The sequence below is a fragment of the Pararhodobacter sp. genome, from assembly GCF_034676075.1.
Taxonomy (GTDB): domain Bacteria; phylum Pseudomonadota; class Alphaproteobacteria; order Rhodobacterales; family Rhodobacteraceae; genus Pararhodobacter.
Genome location: NZ_JAUCCQ010000003.1, coordinates 17838 through 35468, shown reverse-complemented (window position 1 = coordinate 35468; position 17631 = coordinate 17838). Strand labels below are relative to the sequence as shown.

At 69.0% G+C, this 17631-nt stretch carries 16 protein-coding genes; 13 read left to right on the top strand and 3 right to left on the bottom strand.

The window, feature by feature from the left end; genetic code table 11:
- The first annotated feature begins 4 nt into the window (after positions 1-4).
- Positions 5-1966, top strand: coding sequence for an acetyl/propionyl/methylcrotonyl-CoA carboxylase subunit alpha (locus tag VDQ18_RS02260; RefSeq protein WP_323019391.1), 1962 nt, complete (start codon positions 5-7; stop codon positions 1964-1966).
- Between the two features lie 88 nt (positions 1967-2054).
- A complete protein-coding gene (locus VDQ18_RS02255) occupies positions 2055-2915 on the top strand; it encodes a LysR family transcriptional regulator (protein WP_323019390.1) in 861 nt (286 codons plus the stop codon).
- 39 nt (positions 2916-2954) lie between these two features.
- On the opposite strand, the gene VDQ18_RS02250 is transcribed toward VDQ18_RS02255, so the two are convergent.
- A complete protein-coding gene (locus tag VDQ18_RS02250; RefSeq protein ID WP_323019389.1) occupies positions 2955-4307 on the bottom strand; it encodes an amidase in 1353 nt (450 codons plus the stop codon).
- Between the two features lie 358 nt (positions 4308-4665).
- On the opposite strand from VDQ18_RS02250, the gene VDQ18_RS02245 reads away from it, so the two are divergent.
- From VDQ18_RS02245 to VDQ18_RS02220, 6 genes are all read left to right on the top strand, one after another.
- Complete coding sequence (locus tag VDQ18_RS02245; protein WP_323019388.1) at positions 4666-5880, top strand: pyridoxal phosphate-dependent aminotransferase; 1215 nt, start codon at positions 4666-4668, stop codon at positions 5878-5880.
- A 20-nt stretch (positions 5881-5900) separates the two neighbouring features.
- A complete protein-coding gene (locus VDQ18_RS02240) occupies positions 5901-6686 on the top strand; it encodes an SDR family oxidoreductase (RefSeq protein WP_323019387.1) in 786 nt (261 codons plus the stop codon).
- Positions 6687-6697: 11 nt separating this feature from the next.
- Complete coding sequence (locus tag VDQ18_RS02235) at positions 6698-7417, top strand: ribonuclease activity regulator RraA (protein ID WP_107754637.1); 720 nt, start codon at positions 6698-6700, stop codon at positions 7415-7417.
- Positions 7414-8340 (top strand): dihydrodipicolinate synthase family protein, encoded by a 927-nt coding sequence (locus VDQ18_RS02230; RefSeq protein WP_323019386.1) that lies wholly within the window; start codon positions 7414-7416, stop codon positions 8338-8340. The genes VDQ18_RS02235 and VDQ18_RS02230 overlap by 4 nt, the downstream gene beginning before the upstream one ends.
- An 88-nt stretch (positions 8341-8428) precedes the next feature.
- Complete coding sequence (locus tag VDQ18_RS02225) at positions 8429-9376, top strand: acetamidase/formamidase family protein (protein ID WP_323019385.1); 948 nt, start codon at positions 8429-8431, stop codon at positions 9374-9376.
- 257 nt (positions 9377-9633) lie between these two features.
- Complete coding sequence (locus tag VDQ18_RS02220; RefSeq protein WP_323019384.1) at positions 9634-10893, top strand: aminotransferase class V-fold PLP-dependent enzyme; 1260 nt, start codon at positions 9634-9636, stop codon at positions 10891-10893.
- 63 nt (positions 10894-10956) lie between these two features.
- On the opposite strand, the gene VDQ18_RS02215 is transcribed toward VDQ18_RS02220, so the two are convergent.
- A complete protein-coding gene (locus tag VDQ18_RS02215) occupies positions 10957-12111 on the bottom strand; it encodes an acyl-CoA dehydrogenase family protein (RefSeq protein WP_323019383.1) in 1155 nt (384 codons plus the stop codon).
- 398 nt (positions 12112-12509) lie between these two features.
- On the opposite strand from VDQ18_RS02215, the gene VDQ18_RS02210 reads away from it, so the two are divergent.
- The 5 genes from VDQ18_RS02210 to VDQ18_RS02190 are packed head-to-tail and all read left to right on the top strand — an operon-like array spanning position 12510 to position 17072.
- Entirely contained in the window at positions 12510-13286 is a 777-nt protein-coding gene (locus tag VDQ18_RS02210) for an enoyl-CoA hydratase-related protein (protein WP_323019382.1), read from the top strand.
- Between the two features lie 46 nt (positions 13287-13332).
- Positions 13333-14391, top strand: a complete 1059-nt coding sequence (locus VDQ18_RS02205) for a C4-dicarboxylate ABC transporter substrate-binding protein (protein ID WP_323019381.1) — start codon at positions 13333-13335, stop codon at positions 14389-14391.
- Between the two features lie 60 nt (positions 14392-14451).
- Complete coding sequence (locus VDQ18_RS02200; RefSeq protein ID WP_323019380.1) at positions 14452-15018, top strand: TRAP transporter small permease; 567 nt, start codon at positions 14452-14454, stop codon at positions 15016-15018.
- A gap of 4 nt (positions 15019-15022) precedes the next feature.
- Positions 15023-16321 carry a TRAP transporter large permease gene (locus VDQ18_RS02195; protein WP_323019379.1) on the top strand — a complete coding sequence of 433 codons (1299 nt, stop codon included), beginning with the start codon at positions 15023-15025 and terminating at the stop codon, positions 16319-16321.
- A gap of 1 nt (position 16322) precedes the next feature.
- Positions 16323-17072, top strand: a complete 750-nt coding sequence (locus tag VDQ18_RS02190) for an SDR family oxidoreductase (RefSeq protein ID WP_323019378.1) — start codon at positions 16323-16325, stop codon at positions 17070-17072.
- Here VDQ18_RS02190 and VDQ18_RS02185 read toward each other — a convergent pair.
- Positions 17065-17622, bottom strand: coding sequence for an NIPSNAP family protein (locus VDQ18_RS02185; protein ID WP_323019377.1), 558 nt, complete (start codon positions 17620-17622; stop codon positions 17065-17067). The two genes, VDQ18_RS02190 and VDQ18_RS02185, sit on opposite strands and share 8 nt — an antisense overlap.
- Positions 17623-17631 lie beyond the last annotated feature (9 nt).

Genomic DNA, 17631 nt, shown 5'->3' with positions numbered 1-17631 from the left:
TTCGATGTTTTCCAAGATCCTGATCGCCAATCGCGGCGAAATTGCCTGCCGCATCATCCGCACCGCGCGCCGCATGGGCATCAAGACCGTCGCCGTCTATTCCGAGGCCGACGCCCGCGCCCTGCATGTCCGACTGGCCGATGAGGCGGTGCTGATCGGCGCCGCGCCCGCCACCGACAGCTACCTGTCCATCGAAAAGATCATCGCCGCCTGCAAGGCCACCGGCGCCGAGGCGGTGCATCCCGGCTATGGGTTCCTGTCCGAGCGCGCGCTCTTCGCCCGGCGGCTGGCCGAGGAGGGGATCACCTTCATCGGCCCCAACCCCCACGCCATCGAGGCGATGGGCGACAAGATCGAATCGAAGCGCGCGGCGGTGCAGGCGGGTGTCAGCACCGTCCCGGGCCATGTCGGCGTCATCGATACGCCCGAGGAGGCCGAGCGAATTGCCGCCGGCATCGGCTATCCGGTGATGATCAAGGCCTCGGCCGGCGGCGGCGGCAAAGGGATGCGGATCGCCCATAGCGCAGGCGAAGTGCGCGAAGGTTTCGCCCGGGCGAAGTCGGAAGCGGCGGCATCCTTTGGTGACGACCGGGTCTTCGTCGAGAAATTCATCGAGAACCCGCGCCATATCGAAATCCAGATCATCGCCGACAAGCACGGCAATTGCGTCTTCCTGGGCGAGCGCGAATGCTCGATCCAGCGCCGCAACCAGAAGGTTCTGGAAGAGGCGCCTTCGCCGCTTCTGGACGCCGAGACCCGGGCGCGGATGGGGGCGGAATCCGTCGCGCTGGCGCAGGCGGTCGGCTATGACAGCGCGGGCACGGTGGAATTCGTCGTCGGCCAGGACCGCAGCTTCTATTTCCTCGAAATGAACACGCGGCTGCAGGTCGAACACCCGGTCACCGAACTGGTCACCGGGCAGGATCTGGTCGAGCTGATGATCCGCTCTGCCGCGGGCGAGCCGCTGTCGTTGGCGCAGACGGACGTCCGGCTGAACGGCTGGGCCGTCGAAAGCCGGATCTATGCCGAGGATCCCGAGCAGGGCTTCATGCCCTCGACCGGGCGGCTGACCACCTATCGTCCCCCGGCCGAGGGCGTGGTCGCGGGCGTCACCACCCGCAACGACACCGGCGTCTTCGAGGGCGGCGAGATCCCGGTTCATTATGACCCGATGATCGCCAAGCTGGTGACCCATGCCGCCACCCGCGCCGAGGCGATCGAGGCGCAGGCCGAGGCGCTCGACGCCTTTGCCATCGGCGGCATTCGCCACAACATCCCCTTCCTGTCCCGCCTGATGCGCCATCCGCGTTGGCGCGAGGGGCGGCTGGCCACGGGGTTCCTGGCCGAGGAATTCCCCGAGGGCTATTCGCCCGAGGGCAGCGAGGATGACCGCCGCCTCGCCGCTCTCATCGCCGCCGCCGCAACCCACAGCCGTGAGCCGGACGTCGCCTTGCCCCGCGCGCTGGTTCTGCGCAGCGCCGCGGCGGCGCAGGACGTCACGCTGAACGCGGGAAGCGACGGCGCGCTGCGGATCGACGGCCTCGGCAATCCGGCGCTTGTGGTCAGCGACTGGCTGCCGGGGCAGGCGGTCTGGCGCGGGCGGATCGACGGCCAGCCGGTCACCGCCGCGCTGGAGCGTCAGGGCGAGAGCTGGACCATCAGTCGCGGCGGCGCCGTGACCCGGCTGCGGGTGCTGGACGCGCTGGCCGACCGGCTGATCGAGACCATGCCCACCCCCGATCAGGGCGAGGAGGAACGCCAGCTCCGCAGCCCGGCCGCCGCCCAGCTCAGCACGCTGCTGGTGGCCGAGGGCGACCGGGTCGAACCCGGGCAGCGCCTGGCGGTGATCGAGGCGATGAAAATGGAAAGCCCGCTGCTGGCGCCCCTCGCCGGGCGCGTGGCGCGGATCCTGGCGCAGCCGGGCGCGCTGCTGGCGGCGGGGCAGGTGATCCTCGAACTGGACTGAGGACCGGGGCAGGGGCGGCAAGGGAAAGGTCGCCCCTGGCGTTCAGAAAAACTTGCGGCCATTTTTCTTTTGATTAAGAAATGTGCCGATGGATACCCGATTCCTCCAGACCTTCCTCACCATCGTCCGCACCGGCTCGGCTGCCGAGACGGCGCGGCGCATGAACATCACCCCCTCGGCCGTGTCGCAGCGCATCCGGGCGCTGGAGGCCGAGATCGGCCAGCCCCTGCTGCAACGCCACGGCCAGCGCCTGCGCCCCAGCGCCGCGGCCGAGGCGATCATGATCATCGCCGAGCGCATGCTGGCGCTGGAGGACGATCTGCGCGCCGCGGCCTCGGTCGACGGGGCGTCGGGCCTGCTCAGGGTCGGCGTGATCCAGACCGCGCTGACCGGGATCATGCCCGATATCCTGCTGGCGCTCAGGCGCAACCGGCCGGGGATCGACCTCTATCTGGTGCCGGGCGCCTCGGGGGATCTGTGGGACCAGCTCAGCGGCGGGTCGCTCGATCTGGCGGTGCTGGTCAGGCCGCATTTCCCGCTGCCCAAAAGCTACGACTGGCTGACTCTGCGGCGCGAGAAACACCTGCTGATCGCCCCCCCCGGCACCCCCGCCGCGCCGACCGAGGCACTGCTCGCCGAATTCCCCTTCCTGCGCTACGACCGCAACCATTGGGGCGGGCGCGCGGTCGAGCAATACCTGCGCGCCCAGCAATTGCAGCCGCGCGACGGGCATGAACTCGATTCGCTCGAAGCGATCATGATCATGGTTTCCCGGGGGCTCGGCGTCTCGATCATCCCCGATTGGCCCGCGCCCTGGCCTGCGGGCGTGCAGGTCGAAAGCTTCCCGCTGCCGGACGCGCCGCTGCGCGAAGTGGGCGTGCTCTGGTCGCGCTCGGCCGGGCGCCTGCCGCTGATCCGCAATTTCCTGCAAGAGGCCGGTCAGGCCTGATGGCCCCCGGGCGCGGAACCCGCGCCCGGGGGCAACGCCTTAGTCCGCCAGCGCTTTTTCCGCCGCAGCGCCCAGCCGCAGCAGAGCCGCCTCGCCGCCCGCAGGCGCCATGAAGGACACCCCGACCGAGGCCGTGCCGCTGGGCAGGGTCAGCCCGCAGCCGCCCGACAGGTTGCCGATCCGCGTGTTGCGCAGGGTCGCGAGGTTGGTGCGCGCGAAGGCCGCGGCATCGGCCAGAAGCGGCGCCACCTTCGGCGGCAGGATGGCGTTGGTCGGCAGGATCACCGCGTCATAACCGGCGACCAGCTGCGCCCATTCCTCGCGCAGCTCATCGAGGCGCAGCCAGGCCGCCACATAGTCGCAGGCGCGATGCTCGGCCCCGGCGCGGAAGCGTTCCAGCACCGGCGGATACATCTTCTCGGGCGCGGCCTCGATGACCTTCTCCCAGGTGCCATAGCATTCCGCGGTATAGAGAATTCCGGAAATCGCCATCGCCTCGGCCACCGGCGGCACGGCACCGTGCCTGATCTCGGCCCCCGCCGCGGCGAGCCGGAACAGCGCCGCCTCGAAGCCCCGCGCGACGGGTTCTTGCAGGTCGTCCAGCGCGATGGTTTCCAGCACCAGCAGCCGCTTGCCCTTGAGGCTGGCGCCCGTCAGATCCGGCGCCGGCGAGCCGTCGAGCAGGGCGAAGGCCTGCGCCGCATCCTCGACGCTTTTCGCCAGCGGTCCGATCGTGTCGAAGCGCGCGGCCAGCGGCACCGCGCCCTTGGCCGGGATCCGCCCGGGCGAGGTCTTCAGCCCCACCAGATCGTTCCAGGCCGCGGGCAGGCGCACCGAGCCGCCGGTATCCGAGCCGATGGCGAGGGGGGCTGCACCAAAGGCCACCGCCGCCGCCGAGCCCGAGGACGAGCCGCCGGGCGCGGCTTCGGGATCGTTGACGCAGGGCGGATGGGCGGTGATCGGGTTGAGGCCGAGGCCCGAGAAGGCCAGCTCCGTCATATGCGTCTTGCCGAGCGGCGGCAGGCCCGCCTGGGTCAGGCGTTCGACCACCACGGCGTCGGCCGTCGGCACGCGGCCGGCCAGCAGGGCCGAGCCCGCCTCGGTCGCCACGCCCGCGGTGTCGAACAGGTCCTTCCAGGCGACCGGCACCCCGTCCAGAAGCCCGCGGCGCATGCCATTGCGCGCCCGGTCACGGGCGGCTTCGGCTTCGGCTCGGGCCTGGGGCGCCATCAGCCTGGCATAGATCCGGTCGGCCAGCGCCGCGCCGCCCTCAAGACCCTCTCCCGCGCTGCGCGCCAGGAAATACTCGGTCAGCTCGACCGGGCAGATCCGCCCCTCGCCGATGCCGCGGCCCAGATCGGCCGCGGTTTCCTGGTGCCAGGCTTTGCTCATGGAATCCTCTGTCACTGCTGGGGCCCCGGGGCGCAGGACCCCGGGGCGTTGGTGGCCGGAAGCTAGCCGCGCCCCCGGTCCCCCACAAGCCCGGGTCCGGGCTGGTGTGTCGGGGGGCCGGGATGGTCGCGGTGGAGTGATGGGGTGGAGTGCTGGTGTAGTGTATTGAAATGGTAGGGGAATATCGGATCGTCGCCCGAGATTCACCGGCGATCCACCGGGTCTTTCCCCGTGAATTCAGTTTTTCTACAGAATGAATGTGGAAATGCTGCCATTTTCTGAACATCCGCTTTGCGTCACATAGGGGCGAACCGGGCGGCTCGGACGCCCTCGGTCTGCAATTCGGAGATCACGATCCATGGCGGCACTGCCGATCAAACTGGCCGCGCGTATGGGCGCGGTGCAGCCCTCGCCCACCATCGCCATCACCCGGCTGGCCAACGAGATGCGCCGCGCCGGGCGCGATGTCATCGGCCTGTCGCAGGGCGAGCCCGATTTCGACACGCCCGAGCATATCCGCCAGGCCGCCGCCCGCGCCATCGAGGCCGGGCAGACCCGCTACACCGATGTCGACGGCACGCCCGAGCTGAAGGCCGCCATCGTCGCCAAATTCGCGCGTGAGAACGGGCTGAGCTACGATGTCTCGCAGATCAGCGTCGGCACCGGCGGCAAGCAGGTGCTCTATAACGCGCTCTTCGCCACGCTGGACGAAGGGGACGAGGTCATCATCCCGGCGCCCTATTGGGTCAGCTATCCCGACATGGTGCGGCTGGCGGGCGGGGTGCCGGTGACGGTGGCCTGTCCCGAGGAGGACGATTTCCTGCTGACCGCCGAGGCCCTGCGCGCCGCGATCACCCCCCGGACCCGCTGGCTGATCCTCAACTCGCCGTCGAACCCGACCGGCGCGGGTTATACCGCCGCCGCGCTGCGGGCGCTGGCCGATGTGCTGCTCGACTTCCCGCAGGTCATGATCATGACCGACGACATGTACGAACATATCCGCTACGACGGCTTCGATTTCGCCACCATCGCCGCGGTCGAGCCGCGGCTGGCCGAGCGGACGCTGACCTGCAATGGCGTCTCCAAGGCCTATGCGATGACCGGCTGGCGCATCGGCTATGCCGGGGGGCCGGCGGCGCTGATCAAGGCGATGGCGACGTTGCAGTCGCAAAGCACGACCAACCCCAGCTCGGTCAGCCAGGCGGCGGCAGTGGCGGCGCTGACCGGCCCGCTCGACTTTTTGGCCGAGCGCAACGCGGTCTTCCAGACCCGGCGCGACCTCTGCCTTGCCGCCTTCAACGCCATCGACGGGCTGTCCTGCCGCAAGCCGGACGGGGCCTTCTACCTCTTCCCCTCCTGCGCCGGGATGATCGGGCGCAAGCGGCCGGACGGGCAGGTCATCGCCACGGACGCCGATTTCGCCACCTGGCTGCTGGAAGACGGCGGCGTGGCGGTGGTGCCGGGCTCGGCCTTCGGCCTCGCGCCCTATTTCCGCATCTCTTTTGCCACCTCGACCGAAAGGCTCGAGGAGGCCTGCCGCCGGATCGCCGCTTCCTGCGCGAAACTGGCCTAACACGACAAAGGACGACACCAATGGATTTCGGGATTACGGGAAAGGTGGCGCTGGTCCTCGGCGCCGGGGGCGGTCTGGGCGGGGCAATTGCCCGCTCGCTGGCGGCCGAAGGCGTCAAGGTGGTGCTGGCCGACATCGACCCCAAGGCGGCGGAAGCCAATGCCGAAGCGCTGCGCGCCACCGGCGGACAGGCGATGTCGATGGCCTGGGATCTGGGCGACGCGGGCGCCATCGAGCCCAATATCGCCCGGATCGAGGCCGAATGGGGCCCGGTCGAGATTCTGGTCAACAACACCGGCGGCCCGCGTCCCTGCACCGTCTCGGGTCAGGATCCGGCGCTCTGGCGGGCCAGCTTCGAATCCATGGTGCTGTCGGTCATCGCCATCACCGACCGCGTGCTGCCCGGCATGAAGGCCCGCAAATGGGGCCGGATCATCACCTCGACCTCGTCGGGGGTGATCGCGCCGATCCCCAATCTGGGCCTGTCGAACGCCCTGCGCATCGCGCTGGTCGGCTGGTCGAAGACGCTGGCGCGTGAGGTCGGCGCCGATGGCATCACCGCCAATATCGTCCTGCCCGGGCGCATCGCCACGCCGCGCATCACCTTCCTCGACGAACAGAAAGCCCAGCGCGAGGGCCGCAGCGTCGCCGAGGTGCAGGCCGAAAGCCTCGCCGCGATCCCGGCCGGGCGCTACGGCGATCCCTCCGAATACGGCGACATGGTCGCCTTCCTGGCCAGCGCCCGCGCCGGCTACATCACCGGCAGCACCATCCGCGTGGATGGTGGCTATGTGCCCAGCATCTGAGGAATATTCCCATGACCCTTCCCTATGACGAAGCCCGGGCCATCGCCGAGCTGAAAGCCGTCACCACCGCCACCCTGACCACGATCCTGCTGAAAAAGGGCCTGCGCAACGTCTATCTGCGCGGCGCCATGCCGCTGGAACCGGGCCAACCCCGCATCGTCGGCCGCGCCTTCACCCTGCGCTTCGTCCCGGCGCGCGAGGATCTGGCGACGCCGGAAAGCTGGGGCTCGCCCATCTCGACCCGCGCTGCCATCGAGGCGATGCCCGAGGGCGTGATCGCCGTCGTCGATGCCATGGGCGTGACCGATGCCGGGATCTTCGGCGACATCCTCTGCGCCCGGATGCAGAAACGCGGCATCGCCGCGCTGGTCACCGATGGCGCGGTGCGCGACGTGGCGGGCGTGCGCGGCACCAGGCTGCCGATCTGGTGCGCGGGCGTTGCCGCCCCGGCCTCGGTCGCCGGTCTGACCTTCGTCAACTGGCAGGAACCCGTCGCCTGCGGCGGCGTCGCGGTCTATCCCGACGACCTGATCGTGGTCGACGAGGACGGCGCCGTGCTGATCCCCGCCAAGCTGGTCGATGAAGTCGTCACCGAAGGCATCGAGCAGGAGCGCCTGGAAGGCTGGATCATGAGCCAGGTCGAAGCGGGCCATCCGCTGCCGGGCCTCTATCCGTCCAATGCCGAGAACAAGGCGCGCTACGCCGCCTGGAAGGCGGAGAACGGGTTTTGAGCCTCGATCACAACGCCAAGGGCGTCTACGCCATCGCCGCCACGCCGTTTCACGACGATGGCCGCCTTGACCTCGACTCCCTCGACCGGCTGACGGATTTCTATGCCGAGGCCGGGGCGACGGGGATCACCATCCTCGGCATCATGGGCGAGGCGAACAAACTCGAGGCCGAGGAATCGCTCGAGATTGTGCGCCGGGTGGTGTCGCGCTCGGCGCTGCCCATCGTGGTCGGCGTCTCGGCCCCCGGGCTGGCGGCGATGCGGCGGCTGGCGGGCGAGTCGATGGCGCTGGGCGCGGCGGGGGTGATGATCGCGCCCACGCCCGCGCTGCGCACCGACGACCAGATCCGCGGCTATTTCGACCAGGCGGTCGAGGCCGTGGGCCGCGATATCCCCTGGGTCTTGCAGGATTATCCGCTGACCCTGAGCGTGGTGATGAGCCCGGGCGTGGTCCGCGACATCATCCAGGCGCATCCCTCCTGCGTGATGCTCAAGCACGAGGATTGGCCGGGGCTGGAGAAGATCTCGGCGCTGCGCCGGTTCCAGGCCGAGGGCAGCCTGCGCCCGGTCTCGATCCTGACCGGCAACGGCGCGCTTTTCCTCGATTTCGAGATGGAGCGCGGCGCGGATGGGGCGATGACCGGCTATGGCTTCACCGACGCGCTGGTCGATATCGTGCGGCTGTCGGCGGCGGGCGAGCGCGAGGCGGCGCATGACCTCTTCGACGCGCATCTGCCGCTGATGCGCTACGAACAGCAGCAGGGCGTGGGCCTGGCCGTGCGCAAATACGTGCTGCAAAAGCGCGGCATCCTGACCTCGGCCGCGCAGCGCAAGCCGGGCAGCGTCCTCAGTGCGGAAGCCCGGGCCGAGGTGGATTACCTGCTGGCGCGCGTCGCCCGCCGGGATCTGCGCGCCGCGGTCTGAGCCGCGGCCGGTTCAAGGCTTTCCATCGCCGGGGCGGCGCGTCATGAAGGGCGCGCCGCCTTTCTCTTTACCGCTTCCGGGACCCGCCATGCTCCACCATCTGCCCGCCACGCCCGAGACGATCCTCTGGGGCCATCTCGACCCCGCCGCCGCCCCGGTGCTGCGCATCCGGCCCGGTGACAGCGTGCGCATCGACACGCTGTCGGGCGGGCCGCGCAACCTGCCGGGGGAGGGCAGCCCGCATCGGCCCCTGGACAGCCACCGCGCGGTCATTGCCGCGCAGAAGCCCGACCTCGGCCCGCATATGCTGACCGGGCCGGTCTATATCGAGGGCGCCGAGCCCGGCGACCGGCTGATCGTCGCGGTGGAGGCGGTGGACTTCGCCCAGGACTGGGGGTGGAGCGCCATCGAGCCCGGTTTCGGCCTCTTCCCGGACCTCGCGCCCGCCTATGAAAGCCTCGTCGTGCCCATCGACGCCGCCCGCGGCACCGCCCGCCTGCCCTGGGGGCCGGAGGTGGCGCTCGCGCCCTTCTTCGGCATCCTCGCCGTGACCCCGGCACAGGGCCGCGTCAGTTCCGTCCCGCCCGGCGTCTTCGGCGGCAATGTCGACAACCGCGCCTTCTGCCAAGGCGCGCGGATCAGCTTTCCGGTGCAGGTGCCCGGCGCGCTGTTCCTCGCGGGCGATGGCCACGCCCTGCAAGGCGATGGCGAGATCTGCGACACGGCCCTGGAAACCGCGCTGAACGGCCGCTTCCGGTTCGAACTGGAGAAAGGCACCGCGCCCGAGGCCCCGGAAATCGAGATCGGCGAGGCGATCATCACCATGGGCTTCGCCGCCGACCTCGACACGGCCACGCGGCAGGCAGCCTCGCGCCTGCTGGACTGGATCTGCGCCCATACCGACCTCACCCGGCTCGAGGCCTATCGCCATGCCAGCATGCTGGCCGACCTCAGCATCACGCAGGTGGTCAACGGCCAGAAGGGCGTGCATTGCCGTCTGGACCGCCGCAGCCTGACCGGGGCGAGGGGGGCCTGATCGCCAGATTGGCTGCGGACCCACACCCCGGACCACAGTTTTTCTGAACACAGAAGCCGGAAAAACGCCGCATCAAGCCGGTTGCGGGATTGCTATGGGAGGCGGAAGCTCTCCGCCCTCTGGGCGGGGTCCGCAAGGTTTCCCATCCCGTCAGACCGCCATCACCTCGATATCGGCCTGCTCACCCTCGACCAACGACCGCGCCTTCCCTCGGACGAGGACGGCCCGCCAGCGCACCGCAGTACAGGACATTCGCCATGATCACCGGCAACCCGACCCTGATTTCCGCCATCCGCGACCGCTTCGCGAATGTCGACAGCTGCCCCTTCCAGGGCGAGCGCATCTTCTTTGAAAATGCCGGGGGCGCGCTGACCCTGAAATCGGTGGTCGAAACCTCGGCCTTCTACGCGGGCATCCCCGACAATCAGGGCCGTGACAACGTCGCCGCCCACGCCCTCGTCGCCAAGATCAACGCCGCCAAGGCCGATATGGCGCTGCTGATGAACGCCAAATCCGGGCAGTTCTTCATGGGCGAAAGCGGCACCGAACTGCTGTTCCGGGTGATCCGGACCGCCTGCGTGAACGCGCCGAAAGGGGCCAAGGTCATCGGCTCGTCGATCGAGCATCCGGCCTCGCGCAGCGCCGCCCGCCGCTGGGCCGAGATTGCCGGTCTGGACTATGTGAACGTCCCCCATGACGATGTGACCGGCACCGTCACCGCCGCCGATTACGCCGCGCTGATGACCCCGGATGTGGCGGTGGCGACGATCCTGCATGCCTCGCCCGTCACCGGCATGGGGATGGATGTGGCGGCGATCTCCAAGGCGATCCGCGCCGTGGCGCCCGAGTGCCTGATCATCGTCGACGGCATCCAGCACGCCGCCCACGGCCAGATGGACCTCGACGCCTATAACGTCGATGGCTACGTGATCTCGCCCTACAAGATGTTCTCGCGCCACGGCTATGGCATGGCCTGGATCTCGGACAAGCTGAGCGCGATGCCGCATGACATGCTGATCGACGCCCCGGCGACCGGCTGGGAATTCGGCACCCGCGACACCGGCGCCTATGCCACGCTCTCGGATGTGGTGGCCTATTTCGACTGGCTGGGTGGCGAGGTTTCGCAGGAAACCGATCCCCGCGCCCGGATCGAGGCCGCGGGCCGTGCCATCCACGACTACGAGACCCACCTGACCGACAGCATGATCAACGGCATCGGCAACCTGCCGGGCCTGCGCGACATGGCGCATGTGACGATCCTGGCGGGCGCCGACAACCCGGCGCGCGAGGGGCTGGTGTCCATCGTGGTCAAGGGCATGGCCTCGCCCGATGTGGTGCGGATGCTGAACGAGCAGGGGATCCGCACCCATACCCGCAAGGCCGACCATTACAGCGGCAACGTGCTGAACCCGCTGGGCCTGCCCGATTGCATCCGCATCTCGCTGTGCCACTACAACACCGAGCAGGAAGTGGCCCAGCTGCTGGCCGCGCTGAAGGGCCTGGGTGAGGCGGCCTGACCGCCCCCTCTGGGAGACAAGAAAGGCCGGGGCGCAAACCCCGGCCTTTCCCGTTCTGGCGGCCTATCCCGCCCGGCGCCGGATCATCTCGCGGGCGATGATGCCCTGCTGGATCTGCGTCGTCCCCTCGTAGATGCGGAACAGCCGCGCGTCGCGGAACAGCTGCTCGGCCCGATAATCGCGGATATAGCCGTTGCCGCCATGGACCTGCACATTGCGGTCCGCGACCCGCCCGACCATCTCCGAGGCGAACATCTTGGCGCTGGCCGCCTCGACGCTCACATCCTCGCCCGCATCCCGGCGCCGGGCGGCATCCAGCACCATGGACCGGGCCGCATAGGCCTCGGCGTGACTGTCGGCGAACATCGCCTGCAACAGCTGGAAGTCACTGATCGGACGGCCGAATTGCTGCCGCCCCGTGGCGTAGTCCACCATGTCGTCGATGATCCGCTCGGCCAGCCCGGTGCAGGCGGCGGCGATATGCAGGCGGCCCTTGTCCAGCACCTTCATCGCCGTCTTGAAGCCCATCCCCTCGACCCCGCCGATCAGCGCCGAGGCCGGGATCCGGCAATCCTGGAACACCACATCGGCGACATGCGCGCCCTGCTGGCCCATCTTGTGCTCGGGCTTGCCAACCGACAGCCCCGGCGTTCCCGCCTCGACTGCGAAGGCGGAAACCCCGCGCGCGCCCTTCTGCGCCGGGTCGGTACGGGCCATGACGGTGAAGAGCCCGGCAATCGGCGCGTTGGTGATGAAGCGCTTGGTGCCGTTCAGCACGTAGGTGTCGCCGTCCCGCCGGGCGCTGGTCCGCACCGATCCCGCGTCCGAGCCGACCTCGGGCTCGGTCAGCGCGAAGGAGCCGATCAGCGCGCCGCTGGCGAGATCCGGCAGGTAGCTCGCCTTCTGCTCGGGCGTGCCGTCCAGCGCGATGCCCTGGCTGCCGATGCCGACATTGGTGGCGATCATCGAGCGGAAGGCAGGCGCGGCGCGGCCCAGTTCCAGGATGACCAGCGCCTCTTCCTCCATCGTCAGGCCGAGGCCGCCGTATTCCTCGGCGATGGAGAGGCCGAAAAGGCCAAGCTCGCGCATCGCGTCCACCAGAGCCTCGGGCATGGCATCGCTCTCGGCGACGCCGCTCTCCGCCGGGATCAGCCGTTCCTCGACAAAGCGGCGAATGGTGGCGACCAACTGGTCGCGAATGTCCTTGTCGAGACTCATGGATGCTCTCCCTTGCGCAAATTTAAAGGCAATATATTGTCATTTTAGACACTTGGCGCAAGCTGAATCTCGCAGCCAAAGTGCAAGAGAACTCACGCTAGGTGCACAGCTTTCTCCCGAGATTTGCAGTAATGTTCCCGGGGAATGCAGGCTGAGTGAAGCGCGGATCGCGTGGGGCTTGCTGTAACTGTGTTAACGTGTTTACATAGTTGCGAGGTGGAGGAGAATCTCATGACGGCGGCCGTCCTGCGTGCCCGCACCCCCGGAGGCTTGGCTTCCGAGGGGGGTGTCCCGCTCGCCCCGAAGGGGGAGTGGCGGCGGGCCTCTGCCGGGCGCGGCGGGATCCTCGTTTCACGTCCCGCGATCATCGGGATCGCGGCAGGGAACACGGAGATCGCATGACCCATTCGTCCATCCTGACCGAAACCCGGGGCGCGGTCGGCGTCGTCCGGCTGAACCGGCCCGAGGCGCTGAACGCGCTGAATCTGGCGCTGACGACCGAGATGTCGGCGGCGCTGGCGGCGTTCGACGCGGATGATGCCATCGGCGCCATCGTCCTGACCGGCGATGACCGCGCCTTCGCTGCCGGGGCCGACCTGAAGGAGCTGAAGGACAAGACCTTCGTCGAGGTCTACGCCGAACAGCTGATCACCAGCAGCTGGGAGGGGCCCGCCCGCTGCCGCAAGCCGATCATCGCCGCTGTCTCCGGCCATGCGGCGGGGGGCGGCTGCGAGCTGGCGCTGATGTGCGACATCGTCGTCGCCTCGGAAACCGCGCGCTTCAGCCTGCCGGAAACCGCGGTCGGCGTGATCCCCGGTGCGGGCGGCACGCAGCGGCTGACCCGGATCGTCGGCAAGGCCGTCGCCATGGACATGATCCTGTCCGGCCGGGTCATGACCGCCGACGAGGCGCTGGCAAGGGGTCTCGTCAGCCGGGTCCTGCCGGTCGACGCCTATCTGGAGGCCGCCGTCGCGCTGGCCCGGGACATCGCCGCCCGGTCGCGGCCGATCCTGATGCTGGCCAAGGAAGCGGTGAACCACGCCCACGAGACGCATCTGAGCGAGGGGATCTACCTGGAGCGCCGCCTTCTTTACGCGACCTTCGCCACCGACGACCGGCGCGAGGGCATGAATGCCTTCGCCGAGAAACGCAAACCCGCCTTCACCCATCGCTGAGCGCAGCCCGCGCCCGGCCCAAACAACCACGTCACGGGAGGAAAACATGACGATGCGCGTATTGAGCACCCCCATTGCCCTTGGGGCCCTGATGCTGAGCGGCCTGACGCTTCCGGTCGCGGGCCCCGCCCGCGCCGCCGAGGTCGACGGCCCGGCGATCACCTGGCAGGTCTCGCTCTGGGGCAACCGCCGGGGCTTCACCGAAGGGGTCGAGGCGCTGGCCGCCTATCTCTCGGAAAAGACCGACGGCAATTTCCAGCTGTCGCTGCAATACGGCGCGGTGCTATCCGACCCGACCGAGAACATCGACGGTCTCCAGATCGGCGCCTTCGAGATGGCGACCGTCTGCTCGTTCTACCACCCCGGCAAGCTGCCGATCTCGACCGGTCTGAACCTGGCGATGCTGCCGCTGCCGACGCTGGAAAGCCAGTACCGCACCTATGCCGAATATCTGCGCCACCCGGCCGTCGCCGCGGAATGGGCAGGCTGGAGCGCGGTGCCGGTGATGTCGGTGCTGATGCCCAACTACGAGGTCATGGGCCGCGGCACCCCGCCTGCGGATCTGGCCGCCTGGTCGGGCCTTCGGATCAACGCCTCGGGCGGGCATGCGGCGCTGATGCAGGCGCTGGGCGCGGTCTCGACCACGATCCCGGCGCCCGATCTCTACAGCTCGATGGAGCGCGGCGCGCTCGATGCGATCGTCTATCCCTATACCTACGCCTTCACCGCCTATTCGCTGCAGGAACTCTCGACCTGGGTCACCGACCGCTGGAACCTCGGCACGGTGAATTGCGTGCTGGCCGCCAATGAGGACGCCTATGCCGGACTGCCGCAGCAATACCGCGACCTGATCGACGAGGCGATCCCGGCCGCCTACGCCCATCAGATCGAGGCCTATGCCACCGTCGACGCCGAGAACGAGGCCGATTTCGAGGCCCGCGGCCTGGTGCGGATCCCGATGACCGACGACGTGCGCGCCGCGCTGCAGGCGGCGGTCGAGCCCAGCTGGCAGGCCTGGGTCGAGGATATGAACAGCCGCGGCGCCCCGGGGCAGGAGCTGCTGGACCTGATCCTCTCTTCCGCCGCGGCCGCCACGGCCGAGTAACCCGAACCCGGAACCGGCGGGCGCGCAAGCGGCCCGCCGGACCCAGCGAATGAGACAAGCATGCAAGCGCTGATCGAGGCAATCCACAAGATCCTGGGGTTCATCGAACGCAGTTTCGGCCTGGTGGCCGGGCTGGTGATCATGGGCCTCATGGTCGTCGTCTGCGCCGAGGTCGTCGGGCGCTCGGCCTTCAACCATCCGATCCGGGGCAGTATCGACATCGTCTCGCAGATGATGGCCATCGCCGCGGCGGGGGGCATCCCCTATACCCAGTCGAAATTCGGCAATGTGCGGATGACCATCCTGACCGGGCGGCTTGAAAACCGGCCCCGCTGGCTGGCCGAGGTGCTGACCTATGCCGTCGCCGCCTGGGCGGTCTGGGTGCTGATGCAGGGCTCGACCGGGTTTCTCGAACGCGCCTGGCGCAGCGGCGCCGACACGGCCGAGATCCATATCCCGACCTGGATCGGCATCAGCTTCGTCACCGTCTCGCTGTCGCTGCTGCTGGCGCGGCTGGTGCTGCAACTGATCGAATCCCTGCGATTGCTGGCCCGGCCGCGCGCCTCGTCGCTGGTCTTCGGCATCACCCGGCCCGCGACGGCCGCCCTGAACGCGGACAAGGGGTAAGCCCGTGGATCCTATCACTATCGGCTATCTGGGCATCGCCGCCCTCGTGCTTCTCGTCATCCTCGGCGTGCCGGTGGCCTTCGCCTCGGCCTTCGTTGGCATCGTCGGCATCAGCTACATCCGCAACCCCTCGGTCGGCGAGGGGCTGGCGGGGATGATCCCCTTCGCCAATTCGGCTAGCTATTCGCTGAGCGTGCTGCCCCTCTTCGTGGCCATCGGTTTCCTGGCCATGCATGCGGGCATCACCACCTCGGCCTATGACGCGGCCCGCAAATGGGTCGGCCGGGCGCCGGGTGGCCTTGCCACCGCCACGATCTTCGCCTCGGCAGGTTTCGCCGCCGTCTCGGGTGCCTCGACCGCCTCGACCGCCGTCTTCACCCGCCTCGCGCTGCCCGAGATGGAGAAACGCGGCTATGACCGCGCCTTCGCCGCGGGTGTGGTGGCGGTCGGCGGCACGCTCGCCGCGCTGATCCCGCCCTCGGCGCTGCTGGTGATCTACGGCATCATCGTCGAGACCTCGGTCGCCCAATTGCTGCTGGCGGGCTTCCTGCCGGGCATCCTGTCGGTGGTCGTGTACCTTCTGGTCATCACCGTGGTGGTGAAGCTGCGCCCGGGGCTGGCCCCGATCGAGCCCGCCGTCCCGATGATCGAGAAGATCCGCGCCCTGCCGCAGGTGGCAGGCGTCTTCTCGGTCGTCGGCGTCATTCTGGTCGGCATCTACATGGGCTGGATGACCCCCACCGAATCGGCGGGCGTCGCCACGGCGATCATTCTCCTGATGGCGATGCGCAAGCGCATGAAGCTGAAGGAATTCGGCCACGGGCTTCTCGACACCGTGCAGACCACGGCGATGATCTTCATGGTGATCTGGGGCGTCATGGTCTTCGTGCGCTTCCTCGCCTTCACCGGCCTGCCCGCCTCGGTCGCGGACAGCGTCACGCATCTGGATGTGCCGCGCTGGGTGATCCTGGCGGCGATCATCGTCATGTATCTGCTTCTGGGCATGATCCTGGACGGGCTGGGCATGATGCTGCTGACCCTGCCGGTCGTCTTCCCCTCCATCGTCGCGCTGGGTTATGACCCGGTGTGGTTCGGGATCCTCCTTGTCAAGCTGATCGAGGTGGGCGTCGTCACCCCGCCCGTGGGCCTCAATTGCTATGTGGTCAACGGCATCCGCCCGGACATCCCGCTGGAGAGCGTCTTCAAGGGCGTGGCACCGTTCCTGCTGGGCGAGATCGTGATCATCGGCGTGATCGTGGCCTTCCCGGACCTGATCCTGCTGCTGCCCAACCTGATGAACTGACATGAGCGGAACCGCGATCATCACCGGCGGTGCCGAGGGGATCGGCTGGGCCTGCGCCCAGACCCTCGCCGCCGCCGGGTATCGTCTGGCGCTCCTTGACCTCGACGGCGCGAAGGCCGCCGCCCGGGCCGAGGCGCTCGGCCCCGGCCATCTGGGCCTTGCCTGCGACGTGACGGACGAGGCGGGGGTTGTCGCCACTCTGGCCCGGGTCGCCGCCCTTGGCCCCGTCACCGCGCTGGTCAACAACGCGGGCATCGGCGACGCCAATTTGCCGACGCTGGACCAGAGCGGCGCCCATTTCCGCAAGCTGGTCGAGGTGAACCTCACCGGCGCCTTCCTCGTCGCGCGCGAGGCGGCGCGGGCCATGACGGGCGGCGGGGCCATGGTCAACATGGCCTCCATCGCCGCGCTGACCGGCCTTGCCCGGCGCAACGGCTATGGCGCGGCCAAGGCCGGGATCGTGGCGCTGACCCGGTCGCTCGCCTGCGAATGGGCGGGGCAGGGGATCCGGGTCAACGCCGTGGCGCCCGGCTATGTCCGCACGGAACTGGTCGCCAAGCTGATCGCCGACGGGTTGCTCGACCCCGGCACCATCGAGAGACGCTGCCCGATGGGCCGCCTGATCGAACCGGCCGAGATCGCCGCGGCGGTGGCCTTCCTGCTGTCGCCCGCCGCCTCGGCCATCACCGGGGCGACGCTGTCGGTCGATGCGGGCTGGATGGCCTTCGGCGCGGCGGGCGACGCTAGCTGAGGGGCGAGACGCCGAGCGCGCGCAGCAGCTGATGCGCGCGCGCGCCGTCGGGCGCGGGCGGGGTGCCGGGGCTCAGCGCCAGGATCTCGCCCGGGTTCTCGCCCTGCTCGACCCGCCAGATGGCCAGCGCCTCCGCCGGGGCGGTGCCGAAGGTCAGGCTCTGGAACCCCGGCGCGAAAAGGGGCGCTCCCTCCGCCAGCGCCGGATGCGTCCGAAGCCGCCCCGCCACCACCCTCTCCAGCGCGTCAGAGCCGCGTTCCAGCCGCATCAGCCGGTTTTCCTGCCGCACGATCAGGGGGAAACCGCGCGGCATGAAGCCCTGCACCCAGCCGGTTTCCTGCGCCAGACCGGCGCGGCAGGCGTCGCGCTCGGCCAGCGAGTCGTAGATCCAGAGGTGATGAATGCGGTTGAGCGGTCCCGATTCCGCCAGCCAGTAGCCGCCCATCGGCAGGTGCCGGGTCGCGTACTGGACCCCCTCACGGCTGAAGAGGTTCAGGTATTCCAACGCCTTGCCGACGCCCAGATCGTAGCTGCGCCATTCAAAGATCATCGCGCCCCC